Origin of the sequence: Flavobacterium sp. ACN6, from assembly GCF_002304005.1 — a bacterium.
In the GTDB taxonomy this organism is placed as follows: Bacteria; Bacteroidota; Bacteroidia; order Flavobacteriales; family Flavobacteriaceae; genus Flavobacterium.
This window is the reverse complement of the sequence record NZ_MRCQ01000001.1, coordinates 346,996-366,325: the sequence shown is the minus strand read 5'-3', so window position 1 is coordinate 366,325 and position 19,330 is coordinate 346,996. Positions and strand designations below refer to the sequence as shown.

The 19,330-nt window shown below is 35.1% G+C and carries 9 protein-coding genes; all 9 read left to right on the top strand.

Annotated features, from left to right (window positions below):
- Positions 1-6: 6 nt before the first annotated feature.
- The 9 genes from BSF42_RS01710 (at position 7) to BSF42_RS01670 (ending at position 19,323) form a co-directional block, all read left to right on the top strand.
- A complete protein-coding gene (locus tag BSF42_RS01710; RefSeq protein ID WP_095951390.1) occupies positions 7-1,947 on the top strand; it encodes a RagB/SusD family nutrient uptake outer membrane protein in 1,941 nt (646 codons plus the stop codon).
- An 89-nt stretch (positions 1,948-2,036) separates the two neighbouring features.
- Positions 2,037-3,767: a glycoside hydrolase family 43 protein gene (locus BSF42_RS01705; RefSeq protein WP_095951389.1), complete on the top strand. Its 1,731-nt coding sequence runs from the start codon at positions 2,037-2,039 to the stop codon at positions 3,765-3,767.
- A gap of 138 nt (positions 3,768-3,905) precedes the next feature.
- Entirely contained in the window at positions 3,906-5,138 is a 1,233-nt protein-coding gene (locus BSF42_RS01700; RefSeq protein WP_095951388.1) for an SGNH/GDSL hydrolase family protein, read from the top strand.
- 77 nt (positions 5,139-5,215) lie between these two features.
- The gene (locus BSF42_RS01695) at positions 5,216-6,892 is read left to right on the top strand and encodes a sialate O-acetylesterase (RefSeq protein ID WP_216360270.1); all 1,677 of its coding nucleotides are present in this window, start codon (positions 5,216-5,218) and stop codon (positions 6,890-6,892) included.
- A gap of 44 nt (positions 6,893-6,936) precedes the next feature.
- Positions 6,937-9,465, top strand: coding sequence for a glycosyl hydrolase 115 family protein (locus BSF42_RS01690; protein WP_095951387.1), 2,529 nt, complete (start codon positions 6,937-6,939; stop codon positions 9,463-9,465).
- Between the two features lie 220 nt (positions 9,466-9,685).
- Positions 9,686-11,968 (top strand): glycoside hydrolase family 127 protein, encoded by a 2,283-nt coding sequence (locus BSF42_RS01685; protein ID WP_095951386.1) that lies wholly within the window; start codon positions 9,686-9,688, stop codon positions 11,966-11,968.
- Between the two features lie 54 nt (positions 11,969-12,022).
- Positions 12,023-13,603 (top strand): glycoside hydrolase 43 family protein, encoded by a 1,581-nt coding sequence (locus BSF42_RS01680; protein ID WP_095951385.1) that lies wholly within the window; start codon positions 12,023-12,025, stop codon positions 13,601-13,603.
- 120 nt (positions 13,604-13,723) lie between these two features.
- The gene (locus BSF42_RS01675) at positions 13,724-15,667 is read left to right on the top strand and encodes a glycoside hydrolase family 97 protein (RefSeq protein ID WP_095951384.1); all 1,944 of its coding nucleotides are present in this window, start codon (positions 13,724-13,726) and stop codon (positions 15,665-15,667) included.
- 647 nt (positions 15,668-16,314) lie between these two features.
- Positions 16,315-19,323 (top strand): TonB-dependent receptor, encoded by a 3,009-nt coding sequence (locus tag BSF42_RS01670; RefSeq protein WP_095951383.1) that lies wholly within the window; start codon positions 16,315-16,317, stop codon positions 19,321-19,323.
- The last annotated feature ends 7 nt before the right edge of the window (positions 19,324-19,330 follow it).

Genomic DNA, 19,330 nt, shown 5'->3' with positions numbered 1-19,330 from the left:
ATTCACATGAAACGCTATATTATAAAAAACTTAATTATAGGAGCTGCAGTAGTACTATCCTTATCAGGCTGTTCTGATATATTGGAAGAAAAGCCGCATGATTTTTATGAACCAAATTATTTTAAAACAGAACAGGGCGTTATACAAGGACTGACATCCCATTATGCCCATTTGCGATGGATTTACGGACAAGCTTACTTTTACAATGCATGTCAGACAGGGACAGATGAAGCTACTTATGCACAGAGTGCCGACGGTAATTTTAAAGATCATGATTTGTCTGGCGTAGGAATTATAAATCCAAATTCAAGCCGTTCAGATGTTTTGTGGAACAATTCCTATTATGATATTAATACAGCAAGCGGTATTATTGAAAACGGGGCTGCAGTTGGTATTGCGCCTAATCTTATTGCCGAATCAAAATTTTTTAGAGGTTTTGATTATTTTTTATTGGTACAGACATTTGGAGGTGTGCCATTGGATTTAGGAGCAGGAGAGTTAAAATTTAACAGCAAACCTTCAAGAAGCTCAAAACGTAATACAGTTCCAGAAGTATATACAAAAGCAGTTTTTCCAGATTTAACAGCAGCAGTAAATGAATTACCTGATGCTCCTAGATTAACAGGTACTGCAACAAAAACGCTGGCTCGTTTAATTTTGGCCAAAGCTTATTTAACATATGCTTGGTGGTTAGAAAATCCAAACAATATACCTACTTATCCAGATGCTCCTAGAACCGATCCTGATGGTCATAATGCTCAGTGGTATTTTCAGCAAGCTTATGATTTAGCATTACAAGGAATTAATAACCCAGGACCTTATGGATTATTAGAATCTTTTTATGATGTAAATACAGGTTCAAATGATCGAAATAAGGAAGTAATGCTTTATGCAGATCGTACGCAGGATAGTGAATATTACAATGGATCGAGTTTAACTTATGGAAACGGCGGTGCTCCAGATAACTTTGCAGGATGGATGGTGACTTGGAATTATACTGCTATTAGAAGTAAGAATGGAAGTGCCGCAGTTTCATCTGTACAGCGTGAAGCGAATCAATTTTTAGGACGTCCATGGACAAGAATGGTACCGCCTATTGAAGTTTTTACAAAAACCTTTGCAGATAAAACTAATGATTCCAGATACGACGGAACCTTTGCAGCCGTATTTCGCGGGAATTGGAATTTACAAGGAACAGGCTTAACAAATGTTGCAACTTTAACAAATGCAAATGGACTAACTATAAAACCTGGAGATGCCGTTTTAACCTTCTTAAATGAAGAACCAACATCGCCTATAGCTTATCCTTCTGGACAGGGAGACAGCGGTGTTGGTGCCGGAGTACTGCCAGGGAGAGCTGATTATGTAATTTCTCCAAATGGAATAAGCAGAATTGTTTATCCTGGTTTTTGGAAATTGGGGCCATATCGTACAGATAACGCTGGAGGATTAGGACAGCCAAATGCAGCAAGTACGAGACCATTTCCAGTAGCAAAATTTTCTGAACTTTACTTTGTTGCGGCAGAAGCGGCAGTAAAAGGTGCAACAGGAACTCTAAGTGCAAGAACGCTTATAAATGTTATTAGAGCAAGAGCTGGTAAATGGCGCTGGGATAATAATGGAAACACAGCCAAAGTGCTAGATAACAGTGCAGCGATGACCGCTGCAACTCCTGCAGTTATTGACATAAATTACATACTTGCCGAACGTTCTCGCGAACTTTTTGGTGAGGGATACCGCTGGTACGATTTGGTGAGAACACAAAAATGGAATGAGCTTGCCGGAGAATATTCTATAGGAGGATCCAATTATGGACAGCATACGCCGGAAAAGGTTACCAGAACTATTGATGCTTATCATTATCTGAGACCAATACCTCAAGGCCAGCTGGATGGAATGGAAATGTCTCCAGCCGAAAAAGCAACATATCAAAACCCTGGTTACTAAGTTAAATTAAGTTGAGTTAGTTGAAAGCCGAGAGTAATTCTCTCGGCTTTTTAATAATTCTTTCAATTGATTAAAATAAATAATAAACAATGATTACAAGAAAAATACTTTTTTTGTTCACAATAGGATTTTTATGTTTTTTCTCTTTAACAGCGCAGCAGAAAAATTCAAAGAAAAAAGCACACAGACAATTTCCTGTATTTTCCAATGTCGTATATCAGGGAGATGATGAGATTTACAAAAAGAATCCGTTAAATGCTGATGAATTTTATTCTCCAATTCTTCAGGGATGTTATCCAGATCCAGCTATTACAAGAAAAGGCGACGATTATTACATGGTTTGCTCTTCGTTTGCCATGTTTCCGGGAGTACCAATTTTTCAGTCCAAAGATTTAGTAAATTGGACTGATTTAGGAGGAGTTTTAAATAATGTTTCAGAATTTAATCCGCATGACACTGGTATCAGCGCAGGCGTGTACGCACCAGGAATTACCTACAATCCTCACAATGGTACTTTTTATATGATCGTAACAGCATTTACTGGTAATATGGGAAACATCATTGTAAAAACAAAAGATCCTAAAAAAGGATGGGGAAGCCCAATTAAACTAGCTTTTAACGGAATAGATCCTTCTATTTTCTTTGATGATAATGGAAAAGGTTATGTGGTACACAATGATGCTCCTGATAAAGGAAAAGAATTATACAACGGACATCGTGTGATTAAAGTTTGGGACTACGATTTAGAAAAAGATCAAGTGATTCCGGGGACAGATAAAATTATAGTAGACGGCGGTATTGACCTTTCTAAAAAACCAATATGGATAGAAGCTCCGCATTTGTATAAAAAAGACAATCTTTATTACTTAATGTGTGCCGAAGGAGGTACAGGAGGAAATCATAGTGAGGTTGTTTTTAGTAGTAATAGTCCAAAAGGACCTTTTAAACCGTCATCAAATAATCCGATTCTTACTCAAAGATATTTTCCTCAAAACAGAGCCAACAAAGTAGATTGGACAGGACACGCGGATTTGTTTCTTGGCCCAGATAATAAATATTATGGCGTATTTTTAGGAATTCGTCCAAACGAAAAAGACAGGGTAAATGCAGGACGAGAAACATTTATACTGCCGGTAGACTGGTCAGGTACTTTTCCTGTTTTCGAAAATGGCTTAGTACCAATGGAACCAAAATTAAAAATGCCAGCTGGTGTAGTAAACAAAACTGGCAGAGATGGTTTTTTCCCTAACGGCAATTTTACATTTAAAGAGAATTTTACTTCAGAAAAATTAGATTACAGATGGATAGGATTAAGAGGCCCGAGAGAGCATTTTATTTCTATTGTTAAAAATGGTTTACAGATTAATCCATTTCCAGTAAATATCAAAGAATTAAAACCAACTTCTACATTATTTTACAGACAACAGCACAATACTTTTTCTTTCTCCACCATATTAAGGTATAAACCAGAATCGGAAAAAGATCTGGCAGGGATTGTATGTCTGCAGAATGAACGCTTTAATTATGTTTTTGGAATAACTAAAAAAGGAAAAGATACTTATATATTGTTGGAAAGAACAGAAAATGGAAATTCACAAATTATAGCAAGTGCAAAAATAGACATTAAGGACACAGTACGCCTAGAAGTTAAAGCTTCGGGAGACAAATATCAGTTTACTTATGCATTAAATGGAGTTGATTTTCAAAATTTAGGAAACGCTGTCTCAGGTGATATTCTTTCAACAAATGCCGCAGGAGGATTTACAGGAGCTTTGGTAGGTTTGTATGCGACTGCATCCAATGATGCACAGCCTAAATAGAAAATAAAAAACAGCAAATGCTCAATATTTTGGTTTGAAGCATAATTTAGGAGAACGGGCTTTTTTTTAAGCATTAATTCGCAGAAGCTTTTTTGGTTTTTGAAAAAAATATAATGTTTTAAATTTTAAAATATAAATATGATCATAAGATATTTAAAATATATATTGTTTGTACAGTTTTTCGTTTTAGTAATGGGATGCAAAACCAATCAGACATTGGTAAAATCTTCTAAAAAAGCAGCTGATGTAAACTGGGTTGGATCATGGGCCTGCGCACAAATGCTAGTAGAAACAAATAATATGCCCCCCGATCCTGGCTTGGCCGAAAACACCCTTCGTCAAATTATAAAAGTTTCGATAGGGGGAGATAATATCCGACTGCGTTTTTCAAATTTATTTAGTGATCAGCCTACAGTATTAAAAAAGATCAGCATTGCCAATGTAATTAATGCTCCGGCAATTGATAAAAACACGCAACAAATTCTCAGTTTTAATGGAAATCAAGAGATAACTTTAAATCCAGGGCAGGACGTATTTTCAGATGTAGTGAATTTTCAATTAAAACCAGGTCAGCTGCTTGCAATAACCATTTATTATGGCGCAGCATCACAAAAAACATCAGGACATCCCGGATCTAGAACAACATCTTATATTTTAACTGGTGACAATGTCAATAATGCAGATTTTTCAGATGCTGTGAAAACAGACCATTGGTATTCAATTATGGGACTGGATGTAATGGCATCAAAAGAAACATCTAATATTGTTTGTTTAGGAAACTCAATTACAGATGGACGCGGCTCTGGAACAAACAAACAAAATCGCTGGACAGATATTTTAGCGGCTCGACTGTCAGCAGACAATACAACCAAGCATATTGGAGTCTTGAATTTAGGAATAGGAGGGAATTGTGTTGTAAAAGGCGGACTTGGCCCTACCGCATTAGACCGTTTTGACCGTGATGTACTGTCGCAGGCAGGTACAAAATGGCTCGTGATTTTAGAAGGAATAAATGATATAGGAGGAATTAAACGGGCAGAAGATGCTCCTGTAAAAGCACAGGAAATTATAGACGCCTATAAAGTTATGATAGAAAAAGCACACGCCAGAGACATAAAAGTTTACGGCTGTACTATTCTCCCTTTTCAAAAATCATTTTACGACGCACCTTTTAAGCAGGATGCAAGAGATATAGTAAATGCATGGATTCGAAACAACTTTGACGCAGTAATAGATTTTGACAAAGAAATGGCTTCTGAAGCAGATCCTAAAACCATTTTGTCTAATATGCATGATGGCGATTTTTTGCATCCTAATGAGTTGGGATACAAAAGAATGGGTGAAGTGGTAGATCTAAATTTATTTAAGTAAACAGATTTCAATTCCATTCATTTAAAAGATATAGGAGCCAGCTTTTTTGGAAGTAAAAATAAATTTAATAAGATATTATGAAATCAATAATTAGATTTTTCGTAGTTACAATTCTTTTTTTTATAGCGCAGAAAGGACATTCTCAGGATCCAAATTTTCATGTCTACTTAAGTTTTGGCCAGTCTAATATGGAAGGTGCAGCCCCCATAGAAGCTGAGGACAAGATAAATGTAGATCCTCGTTTTCAGGTTTTGCAAGCAGTCAGTTGTCCCGATTCAGAACGTGAGATGGGCAAATGGTACACAGCTATACCACCATTGTGCCGATGTAAAACTGGACTGACACTGACCGATTATTTTGGAAGGACAATGACTGCCAATCTTCCTAAAAACATAAAAATAGGAGTTATAAATGTTGCGGTGGGAGGATGTAAAATAGAACTTTTTGATAAAGATAATTTTGAAAATTACATGAAAACAGCACCAGATTGGATGCTGGGAATGATCAAAGAATACAATGGAAGTCCGTATGCAAGACTTGTAGAAATGGCAAAAATTGCGCAAAAGAAAGGAGTTATAAAAGGAATTTTACTGCATCAGGGAGAATCTAACACGGGCGATACACTATGGCCCAAAAAGGTCAAAATAGTGTATGAAAATTTGATGAAAGATCTGAACTTAGATCCTAAAAAAGTGCCTTTACTTTCTGGAGAAACGGTTAATGAAGACCAAAACGGTAAATGTGCAAGTATGAATAAAATCATTGCAACATTGCCTCAGACAATTCCAACGTCTTATGTAATTTCATCAAAAGGCTGTATTGCTGCTTCAGACTTACTGCATTTTACTGCAGCTGGATATAGAGAATTAGGAAAGCGCTACGCAGAAAAAATGATTTCATTATTAGGTTATAAATCTGACAATCCAAATGAACCTTTTATAGTTCAGGCACCAGTTGGTTTTGATCAGTTAGACACAGCAGTTCCAGCTGGAAAAATAGAAACGGTAAGTTATGATTCAAAAACAGTTGGAACAGTTAGAAAAGCAACTGTTTATACACCGCCGGGATTTAATAAAAATACAAATTACCCTGTTTTATACCTTTTGCATGGAATTGGAGGAGATGAAAAAGAATGGTTGAACGGAGGAAGTCCGCAGATTATATTGGACAACCTTTATGCAGCAGGAAAATTACAGCCGATGATTGTTGTAATGCCAAACGGCAGAGCAATGAAAGATGACAGTGCTTCGGGAAATATTATGGCGCCTGATAAAGTACAGGCATTCACAGATTTTGAAAAAGATTTATTGAAGGATTTAATTCCTTTTATTGAAAAAAAATACAATGTTTTTAAAGACAGGGAACATCGTGCTATTGCCGGATTATCTATGGGCGGAGGACAATCGCTTAATTTCGGTTTAGGTAACTTAGATAAATTTGCCTGGATAGGAGGGTTTTCATCGGCTCCAAATACGAAGAAAACAGAAGAGCTGGTTCCTAATCCACAAGAAACAAAAAAGAAACTTAAACTTCTTTGGATTTCCTGCGGTGATAATGACTGGCTGATTGAAAATAGCAAACGCACCCACGATTATTTATTTAAAAATAATGTGCCTCATATTTATTATATCGAACCTGGAGTTCATGATTTCAAAGTATGGAAAAATAGTTTATATATGTTTTCGCAGTTACTTTTTAAACCTGTTGACGAATCAAGTTTCGCAAAATATACCATTTTAGGAACTACAGATTAATCGAACATACATAATACCAAATAGCCTTAAATAATAGCTGCCAAATGAAAAATTATTCTAAATTTATAATTACCATAATTATTATTTTACTGAGTACTATCTCAAAGGCTTCCCAGCCATTTATAACAGAAGACAGAAGCAACAGCGTTATGGTGCTGAATGAAAAGGCAGTGTCACTTTCTTTTTTTGTAAACTCAGGTTTGGATTCAGGAATTTTACGTGCCGTGAATAATCTTCAATCTGATTTCGAAAAAGTTACGGGTCAGCGTCCTGTCGTTTTAAATCAAAATCCAAATAATTCATCACCGCTCATTATAATTGGAATGATAGGATCTAATTCCGTTATCGACGATTTAGTAAAACAGAAAAAAATAGAAGGAAAAGAACTCAAGGGTAAAAATGAAAAATTTATTATACAACATGTTAAAAATCCGTTTCAAGGTGTACAAGAAGCGCTTGTAATAGCAGGAAGCGATAAACGAGGAACTATTTATGGAATTTATGAATTATCCAGACAGATTGGTGTTTCGCCTTGGTATTACTGGGCAGATGTACCCGTAAAGCATAAAGATAATATTTACTTCATTAAGGGAGTTTATACAGAAGGAGAACCAGCTGTAAAGTACAGAGGAATTTTTCTTAATGATGAAGCACCCGCTTTAAGCGGATGGGCAAAGGCTTCGTTTGGTGGTTTTAACAGTCGTTTTTATGAGAAAGTTTTTGAATTAATACTTAGACTTAAAGCCAATTACATCTGGCCGGCAATGTGGGGAAATGCATTTTATGACGATGATACAGCCAGCGGGCCTCTGGCAAATGAAATGGGAATAGTTATAGGAACTTCTCATCATGAGCCGATGGCTTTGGCACAAACAGACTGGCGCCGCTACATTAAAAAAAATAATCTGCCCAATATTTGGGATTACTCCAAAAATAAGACGGTTTTAGACGAGTTCTGGAAAAGCGGAATCCAGAGAAGTAGAAATTGGGAAAAACTGGTAACTATCGGAATGCGAGGCGATGGAGATGAAGCAATGAGCGAAGATACAAACATAAGCCTGCTGGAAAATATAGTAAAACAGCAACGCAGAATTATAGAGAATGAAACCGGTAAAAGTGCAGACAAAACACCTCAGTTATGGGCTTTATATAAAGAGGTTCAGGATTATTATGATCAGGGAATGCGTGTTCCTGATGATGTAATTCTTTTGTTTTGCGATGATAATTGGGGGAATGTCCGTAAACTTCCAGATCTTTCCAAACCCTTGCATAAAGGCGGATACGGAATGTATTATCATTTTGATTATGTCGGCGGGCCAAGAAATTCAAAATGGATTAACATAAGTCCAATTCAAAGAGTTTGGGAACAGATGAATCTCAGTTACGAAAACGGGGTTGATAAAGTATGGATTGTAAATGTAGGTGACTTAAAACCAATGGAATTTCCAATCAGTTTCTTCTTAGACATGGCTTGGAACCCTGAAAAATTTAACTCACAGAATCTTTTCCAATATACAGAAAGCTGGGCATCGGAACAGTTTGGGAACAAATTTTCTAAAGAAATTGCCAGATTATTAAATACATATCCAAAATTTAATCGTCGTGTCACACCAGAGATGTTGGACAGCAAAACATATTCTTTAGAAAATTATAATGAATTTGAAAGCGTTGTTAATGACTATAAAAATTTAGCACTAGGCGCATACAGAATTTATAACGAACTTCCTAATGAATATAAAGATGCTTATTTTCAGTTGGTTTTATATCCAATTGATGCCTGCTGTAACCTTTATGAAATGTATTTTGCACAAGCAAAAAATAGTAAACTGGCGGAAGAAAAAAATAGTCTTGCCAATTATTATGCAGATCAGGTCAAAGCTAAATTTGAAAGAGATTCTATTCTTCAAAATAAATACAATAATGAAATTGCAGCAGGCAAATGGACTCATATGATGGATCAGATGCGAATAGGGTATAAAGCTTGGCACGATACTCCAAAAAATATCCTTCCAGATGTAAAGTATTTATCAGATAGCGAAATCATCGTGTCAAAAGTATTTAAGGAAAAAGATGGTTATGTAGCTATTGACGCAGAGCATTTTTCGAAAATGAATAATTCAAAAAATACACATTGGGAAATAATTCCAAATTTTGGAAAAACATTAAGCGGTATTACCACATTTCCACAAAATAGTTATCTTGGTACAGAAGATAATGCCTTTGTAGAATATGAAATTAATTTTGCTTCTACGGGAGAATTTACTGTAGAACTTTTGCTGGCTCCAACACTTAATTTTAACAGTAATAAAGGACTTCGATATGAAATATCTTTTGACGGAGAAAAACCGCAGCTTGTAAATTTTAATGGACATTATAAGGGAGAATTAGGAAAGTGGCAGGCCGAACATATAATTCATTCGGCAACAAAACATAAGATTCTGAAATCAGGAAAACATACACTTCGATTCAGAGTTTTAGATCCTGGAATCGTACTTCAAAAGATATTGATCGATACAGGCGGGTTAAAACCTTCTTATTTAGGAGCTCCAGAAAGTGAAAGAATTACCCAATAAATCTGCAGAATCATACTTTAGGTGTTACTTTTTTCTAGAAGAAAGAATATTGAAAATGAATAAAAAAACGAAAAAACAGGTATTAAATCTGCTGCTTTTCTTTGAGCTTTTAATATTCACTCAAAAGAAATTGGATTTAAAGCTTTGGGAAAACGCATCATCAATAGAAAATGGGACATATATTTTTTATATTAAATAATTTCAAAACTAAAATCTTACAATGAAAACTAAAATTTTGTTTTATCTATTCGCCTTATTGATGTGGGTCGAAGTGTCGGCTCAAATGCAGTTGTTCAGTTTAAACGAAGTAAGATTAAAAGACAGCCCATTCAAAAATGCTCAAGATGTAGATCTTAAGTATATTTTGGATTTAGATCCAGATAGACTTTTAGCGCCCTATTTATTGGAATCTGGTCTTCCAACAAAATCTGACCGTTATGGTAATTGGGAAAGTATAGGGCTTGACGGTCATATTGGCGGACATTATCTTTCAGCATTATCTATGATGTATGAATCTACAGGAAATAAAGAGCTTAAAGACAGATTAGATTATATGCTGTTAGAATTGGCGCGCTGTCAGGATAAAAATGGTAATGGCTATGTAGGAGGGATTCCACAAGGTAAAGTTTTCTGGGATCGAATTCATAAAGGAGATATTGACGGAAGCAGTTTCGGATTAAACAATACTTGGGTGCCTATCTACAACATACATAAACTTTTTGCAGGTCTAATCGATGCTTATCAATATACTGGCAGTAAAAAAGCAAAAGAGATTTTAATAAATCTAGGAGATTGGTTTATAGAATTGATTCGTCCGCTTTCAGATGAGCAGATTCAGAAAGTTTTGGCAACAGAGCATGGAGGTATAAATGAATCTTTTGCCGATTTGTATCGTATTACTAAAAATAAAAAATACCTTCAAACTGCTGAAAAGTTATCACATCAGGCTTTCCTAAATCCGCTATTAAATAAAGAAGATAAACTAACAGGTTTACATGCCAATACACAAATACCTAAAGTCGTTGGTTTCGAGAAAATTGCTGTTCTTACTGATAATAAAGAATGGTCAGATGCCGTACAGTATTTTTGGCAGAATGTAACTCAAAAGCGTACTGTTGCATTTGGAGGAAACAGCGTTGCAGAACATTTTAATCCCGTAGACGATTTCAGCGGAATGGTAAAGTCAAATGAGGGACCTGAAACCTGTAATTCGTATAATATGGAGCGTCTTGCAAAAGCTTTGTTTCTAGATAAAAATGATGTGCATTATCTCGATTTTTACGAACGGACACTTTACAATCATATTCTTTCCAGCCAGCATCCAGAAAAAGGAGGGTTTGTTTATTTCACGCCTATCCGCCCAAATCATTACCGTGTTTACTCTCAGCCCCAAACAAGCATGTGGTGTTGTGTAGGAACCGGACTTGAAAATCATACCAAGTATGGAGAATTAATTTACAGTCATTCTCAAAATGATCTTTTTGTGAATCTCTTTATTCCTTCGGTTTTGAAATGGGAAGAAAAAGGAATAGAGCTGGGACAAACCACAAAATTTCCATATGAGAATCATACAGAATTAGTCCTAAAACTAAAAAAAACAAAAACCTTTGCATTGAATATCCGTTGTCCAAAATGGGCAGAAAATTTTGAAATATTAATTAATGGAAAAAAGCAGCTGATAGTCGCTAAACCATCACAATACGCTGCGATTTCAAGAAAGTGGAAATCGGGAGATAAGGTAACAATCAGATTTAAAACAACCACACACTTAGAAAATCTGCCGGATGGCTCAAATTGGAGTGCTTTTGTAAACGGACCAATTGTATTGGCTGCCAAAACTTCAACAGAAGGATTAGATGGTCTATTTGCAGATGACAGCCGCATGGGTCACGCTGCAAAAGGAAAATATATGCCGCTTGATAAAGCTTATGCACTGGTTGGAGAAAAAGCAGATTATACTTCAAAACTTGAAGATTTAGGAAACTTAAGATTCCGATTAGATTCTTTAGAATTAGAACCTTTTTTTGAAATACACGATGCCCGTTATCAAATGTATTTTCAAACTTACTCGAAAGAAAATTATAAGGAAAAGCAGGAATTACAACAAAAACAGGAGGCCGAAGCTCTGGCATTAGAAGCCAATACAATAGATAAAATAAATTGTGGAGAGCAGCAGCCAGAAGTAGATCATTTGTATAAAGGTGAAAAAAGTAATTCAGGTTATGAAGACGGAAAGTTCTGGAGGAATACCAACTCCTATATTTCTTATCAAATGCTGAACAAAAATAGTCTTGGGCGATTTTTACATATCAGCGTTTTGGATGAATTCAAAAACGATAACATAACTATTTTGATTAATAAAAAACCAGCTGTATTAGCTTCTCGAGATAAAAAAAATATCAAAATAAAAATAGACGGCAAGGAAGTACTGAACATTAAAATTTTAGCAAAAGACGGAAAGATAAGTCCAAAATTCGATCAGCTTAGAATTACAGCGAATTAGTGATAGATAACATTTCAGCTTCATATTTTAAGAAAAACCAAAAATAAAAACGGGATGAAAGCGAGTAGAAATTTTATTTATGCTGTTCTGGCAATTACATTAACTATTTTGACAATTCGGGCTCAAAAAGGCAAAGCTCAGAACCCTATAATTTTTGCAGATGTTCCTGATTTATCTATAATTAGGGTTAAGGATGTCTATTATATGAGCAGCACAACAATGCACATGAATCCTGGCGTGCCTATTATGAAATCTAAAGATTTAGTGAATTGGCATCTGGTAAATTATGCGTACCAAACTTTAGAAGATAATGATGACCGCCTAAATTTAGATCACGGTAAAAATGACTACGGCAGAGGTTCATGGGCGAGTAGTCTGCGTTTTCATAATGGTGTATATTATGTAAGCACTTTTTCTGGAACTACTGGTAAAACCTATATTTTTTCTACAAAAGATATTGAAAAAGGGCCTTGGAAAAGAATTGTTTTAAGCAATTCCTATCACGATCATTCCCTTTTCTTTGATGATAATGGAAAAGTTTACCTTATCTGGGGCGGTGGCAAACTTCAAATTATAGAGTTAAAAGAGGATTTATCAGAAGTTAAAGAAGAAACCAAAAGAGTTTTAATTGAAAATGCCAATGCACCTGCGAAAAGCGATATAATGCTGCCAGCAGAAGGATCACAGCTTTTTAAAATAAAAGGGAAATATTATTTGTTTAATATTTGCTGGCCAAAAAACGGCATGCGGACCGTAATTATACATAGAGCTGATTCGATCACAGGTCCTTGGGAAGGGAAAATTGGACTTCAGGATTTAGGCGTTGCACAGGGCGGACTGATTGATACTCCAGACGGCAGGTGGTTTTCGTATTTATTTAGAGATGCGGGAGGTGTAGGTCGTATTCCTTATGTGGTTCCTGTAAAATGGGAAAATGACTGGCCAATATTGGGCGATAATGGTAAAGTGCCAGAAAATTTAAACCTTCCAGCTAATAAAAGTCTTATTCCCGGAATTGTCAATTCAGATGAATTTACGCGAAAAAATGGAGAAAGTGATCTGCCGCTGGTCTGGCAGTGGAATCATAATCCTGATAATTCGCATTGGTCTGTCAAAAAGCGAAAAGGTTATTTAAGATTAAAAACATCCAAAATAGACACCATTTTTACGCAGGTAAAAAACATTTTAACGCAGAGAACTTTTGGTCCTGTATGTTCAGGATCTGCTATGCTGGAGCTTTCAAATATGAAAGAAGGAGATTTTGCAGGACTTTCGCTGCTGCAAAAAGATTTTGGTCTTGTCGGAGTAAAAGTTGATAATGGCAGTAAAAGAATTATCATGGTAAATACAGAGAATGGTAATCCAAAAGAGATAGAAAGTGTTCTATTAATTCAGGATAAAATCTATTTTAAAGCCGAATGTAATTTTAAAAGCCAAGCAGACCAAGGAAGATTTTATTACAGTTTAGACGGAAAAAAATGGACAAGTATAGGAAAACCTATAAAGTTACCGTATACACTTCCTCATTTTATGGGCTATCGATTTGGGTTGTTTAATTATGCTGCGAAAGCAACAGGCGGTTATGTTGATTTTGATTATTTCCGTATTGATGATAAAATTTCAGAAACGAATTAATTCCATCTAAAGGTTTCGAGTACAATTTAAAAATATAAGAAATTTGAATTTAACGTTTTTCAAATAAAGAGCTTTAAGCATTTTAAATCCTTAGTAAAAAAGATAAATCCACAAAAAATCATGAATCTTAAAATTTTTATATTCTTATGTTTAGTAAGTTTTTTTAAACTAAACGCCCAGTCAACAGTGAAAAGTCCAGATGGAAAACTTACAGTATCAGTCTCTGTAAATAATGGAATACCGCTGTACAGTGTTACATATAATGAAAAAACGTTTATCGAGAAATCTCCTCTTGGTTTAAAAACCAATGCTGGTGATTTTAGTTCTGGATTAACTTTAGAAACAAATGTTACTCAGAATAAAATTGACGATGTTTATCAGCTGCAAAACATAAAACAAAGCAGTGTCCATTATAAGGCTAATGAAGCTGTTTTTTCATTCATAAAAGAAGGAAAATCCGCTATTGATGTGATTTTTAGAGTGAGTAATAATAATGCAGCATTTAAATATAAATTATATCCACAAAAAGAAACACTTTCCTGCGTTGTCCAAGAAGAGGTTTCAGGTTTTTTACTGCCAAAAGGAACCACTTCATTTCTTTGTCCGCAAAGTAATCCAATGACCGGATTTGCCAGAACAGCTCCCAGTTATGAAACCTCATACACGCTGGATGATGTTCTTGGAAAAAATGGCTTGGGAAATGGTTATACATTTCCGTGTCTGTTTAAAGTAAACAATAATGGATGGGTTTTAATTTCAGAAACCGGTGTTGACAGCGGTTATTGTGCCAGCAGGTTAATAGGGCATGAGAAAGGCTTATATACCATTGGATTTCCGATGAAGGGAGAAAATAACGGAAATGAGACAAGTGAACCAGGGATGTCGCTTACGGGAGAAACGCCATGGCGTACTATTACAATTGGAGAAACACTTGCGCCAATTGTGGAGACTACCATTCCATTCGATTTAGTTAAACCTAAATATGAAGCCTCAAAAGAATATCAATATACAAAAGGCACTTGGAGCTGGATTATGAAAATGGATAACAACACCATTTTTTCAGTACAAAAGGAATATATTGATTTTAGTGCTTCGATGGGATATAAAACCATTTTGATTGATGCACTTTGGGACACACAGATTGGCCGTGAAAAGATAAATGAATTAGCAGTTTATGGTGAAAAAAAAGGGGTAGGGCTCTATTTGTGGTACAACTCTAATGGATATTGGAATGATGCTCCACAGGGACCAAAAGGATTAATGGATAATACAGCAGTCCGACGCAGAGAAATGGCATGGATGAAAAGCATTGGAATAAAAGGAATTAAGGTTGATTTTTTTGGCGGTGATAAACAGATAACCATGAAATTATACGAAGATATCTTAACAGACGCCAATGATTTTGGAATACTGGTTATTTTTCATGGTTGTACTTTACCACGCGGATGGGAACGTATGTATTCAAATTTTGCTTCTAGTGAAGCTGTTTTGGCCAGCGAAAATTTACATTTTGGACAGCAAAGCTGTGATAACGAAGCGGTAAGTGCAGCAACACATACTTTTATTAGAAATACAGTAGGAAGTATGGATTTTGGAGGAAGCGCTTTAAATAAATTCTATAATAGTGATAACATTGCAAACAAAGGTTCCAAAAGAATGACCTCTGATGTATTTGCTTTAGCAGCTTCGGTTCTTTTTCAAAGCGGTGTACAGCATTTTGCCTTAGCACCAAATAATCTTTACGATGCCCCAGACTGGGCTGTAAAATTCATGAAAGAAGTACCAGTAGTTTGGGATGAGGTTCGCTTTTTAGACGGATATCCAGGCAGGTATGCAATACTAGCTCGAAGAAAAGGAACAAAGTGGTATATAGCTGGAATAAATGCTGAGAATAAAATATTGAAGACAAAATTAAAATTAGAAATGTTTACTTCTGGGACGACAGTCAACTATTATACCGATGATGAACAGTTAAACGGTAAAGTAAGTGCTTTGAAAATAAATAAAAACAAAGAAATTGAAATAAAAATACCTCATAATGGAGGGATGTTACTAACGAATTAAATTGATTTTTTATAGCGTATCAAAAGAGTATTGAAGTATTTCATTTAGATAAAAAAGCCAGCTTTAAATTTTAAAGCTGGCTTTTTTGTATAAATGCAGGAAACATTTAAATTCTAGTGCTTTCTATAAAATTGAATAGTAATATCCTTTCTTTTAAATTTTTTAAATATTTGATCTTCATTTTTTTATATTTTTAGCAACCGATTGTTGTTTTTTATTTTATAATCTAGAAAGACGTGATATAAATTACAATAAAACAGTGATTTAACTTTTTTTAACAAGTTTTTACATCATTTGTATATTAATTCCATCTGTTTAAGATGATTTTTTATTATTGTATTTTTTTTATAAAATCTATCAATTGACTACTGAATTATTATTTTTCATTTTAAATTAATTTTTAAAATAAATTATTCTTATTTTTTTGCTTATAAAAATATTTTAAATGTTTTTATATGCTTATTTTTTTATTTATAATTTAAAAATAATATAATGCAACCGATTGTTTTTATTATTGTTTTTTTATATTTGTTAGCGATATCACTTCCATATTTTTCAATTTATGATTGAATAAAAAACTATAAACCCTTAGTAGAATTAGAAGAATTAAACCATTAACTATTTAAACCAAACTAAAACAAACTAAAATGAAGTTAAAACTTAAAATTGCACTAATTGGGCTGCTTATAGCAGGCAGTCAAAGCATATTGGCACAATCAAAGACCATTCATGGCGTGATTACCGATCCTTCAGGATTTCCATTGCCGGGTGCCAGTATTAATGTAGAAGGTACGCAGAATAGCGCATCAACAGATTTTGACGGTAAGTACTCCTTAAGTGGAGTTAGTCCTACCGATAAAATAACGTATTCCTTTGTTGGATTAATTTCACAAACTATTACAGTAGGCGAAAGAAATTCAATTAATGTTACTCTAATTCAATCCACACAAAATTTAAATGAAGTTGTAGTTGCTTATGGTACTCAAAAAAGAACAAAAATTACAGGAGCAGTGTCAACTGTGAGTTCTAAAGATATTGCTGCCGTACCGCTTACTAATGCTGAATCAGCTTTACAAGGACGCGCCGCAGGGGTAACCGTTGTAAATGGTGCGCCGGGTTCCAATCCTACGGTTAATATTCGTGGTCTGGCAACTATGGGAAACAGTGCTCCCTTGTATGTAATTGACGGGGTTTTAACTGGCAACCTTTCTGGGCTGAGCCCCAATGATATCGAGAGTATATCTGTTTTGAAAGATGCCTCTACTACAGCCTTATACGGTTCTAAAGCCTTTAACGGTGTTATTGTTGTTACCACTAAAAAAGGAAAAAAAGGTCCGGGACAACTTACTTTTAGTACTTACGTTGGGGGACAAGAAGTAACAAAAAGATTTAATGTTTTAAATACCCAGCAATATCTTCAATATGCTAAAGATTTGGGAAGTGATTTAACGGCAAGAGCAGCTGAATTTGGGAACATAAACACCAATTGGCAGGATCAGATTTTTCAAACCGGAATTATGCAGGATTACAATTTGAGTTTTTCAAATGGTACAGAGAATTCGACAAGCCGTTACTCTGCAGAATATTTAAAACAAGAAGGAGCTATTGTTAATACAGGTTTTGAGCGTTATTCTTTTAGAGCAAATAATACACAGGACATTGGTAAATTAAAAGTAGGAAGCAACATTGGAGTGTCATTCAGCACTATTAATCCAGAACGTACTTCTGGAGGAAGAACATTATTAGAGCACGCTATTAAAATGGCGCCCTATTTCCCAATTTATAATGAAAATAATTTAGGCGGTTATCAAGGCCCTAGCGCTATTGATGGAAATGATGCAGAAAATCCTGTTCGTGTTGCTAATTTAGGATATCAGAAAATTAATAACTTATCTGTAATTGGAAATATCTTCGCCGAATTAGAAATTTATAAGGGATTGAAATTCAGATCACAAGTTTCTTTAGATTACTACACAAGCAAAGATCATACTTTTGTTCCGAGTTTTCAGGACGGTTCTTATCACAAGCAGGCATTTTCTGCAACAAACGAAACAAATTCTCAAGGACAGACTATCGTTTTTGATAATAGTTTAACTTATAAAACTACTATCGCAAACAAACACAATCTGGAAGTTTTAGGAGTTATTACTAAAATTGATGGAAAATCACAAAATCTCGCAGCCGGAAGCCGTTATTATATTTCAGACGAAATTGATCAGCTGCGTTATAACGAAGGAAGTCTAGGATCTGCCAATTTTGAAGAAAAAAACATCGGATATATTGCCCGTATTAACTACGATTATGAAGATAAATATATTCTAGCTGTATCAGGACGAAGAGATGCTTCTTCTCGTTTTGGGGCTAATAATCGCTGGGGGAATTTTTATTCTGTTGCCGCGGGCTGGAATATAGCTAAAGAAAGTTTTATGCAAAATTCTATTTTCAGCACATTAAAACTGAGAGCTAGTACTGGAACAACAGGAAACGATAGAATTGACAATTACCAATACAGCGCTACTTTACTGGCAAATTATAATTATCCAATTGGAGGACAAAATGCACCAGGGGTTTCTTTGGGAGTTGCGGCTAATCCAAACTTAAAATGGGAGTCAAAACTAGACAGAAATATAGGTGTAGATTTTGGTTTTTTTGATGAAAAACTAACGGGTTCATTTGAATATTTCAACAATAAAAGCAGTGACATTCTTTTTGCAGTTCCACTAGCGGCTTCTGTTGGGTCTGCTGGCGGGGGAACTCAAATTCAAAATATTGCAGATGTAAAAGTAAGCGGTTATGAAATCTCGCTTGGTTTCAACGACAGAAAAGGAGACTTTACGTGGTCGGCTGTAGCCAATTTGGGAACAAGTAAAAATGAAGTGGTGAGTTTAGCGCCGGGAGTAACAAGTGTATTAGGAGGGCCTTCTGCCAGAGCAGGTTTAGAGAATTTTTCCAGATTAGAAGTAGGTCAGCCATTATTTTACTTTTACGGATACCAAACTAATGGAATTTATCAAAATCAAGCAGAAGTAGACGCTGTTTTTGGACCAGGTCAAACTACTATAAAACCTGGTGATATTAAAATTGTGGATCGTGATGGTAATAGAGTAATCAATTCAGATGATAAAACAAACATCGGAAATCCATATCCTGATTTTACTTACGGTTTAAACCTTAATGCCTCATATAAAAATTTTGATTTCAATTGTTTCATATCAGGAGTTCACGGAAACGATATTTATAATGCGAATACTTTTGATCTAAAAGGAATGAACCGCTTATTTAATGCCGGCACCGATGTTTTAGACAGAGCAATTGTTGTAGATGGTGTTGTTACAAATCCTTCAGCAACATTGCCAAGAGCCCAGGGAGCAGATATCAACTGGTCTTCGGCAAATCAGCGTTACATTGAAGATGGTTCTTATACAAGATTAAAAAATATTGCCTTAGGATATACATTATCAGGAGACTCATTTAAAAGTTATTTTTCAAAAGCAAGATTCTATGTAAGCGGGCAGAACCTTATTACCATTACAAATTACTCAGGTTTAGATCCTGAAATAGCACGTGCCGACGCAAATGCAAATTCTGCAGGTATTGATTTAGGAAGATATCCACAGCCAAAATCGGTAATTTTTGGAATTGATGTTACATTTTAATATTTAA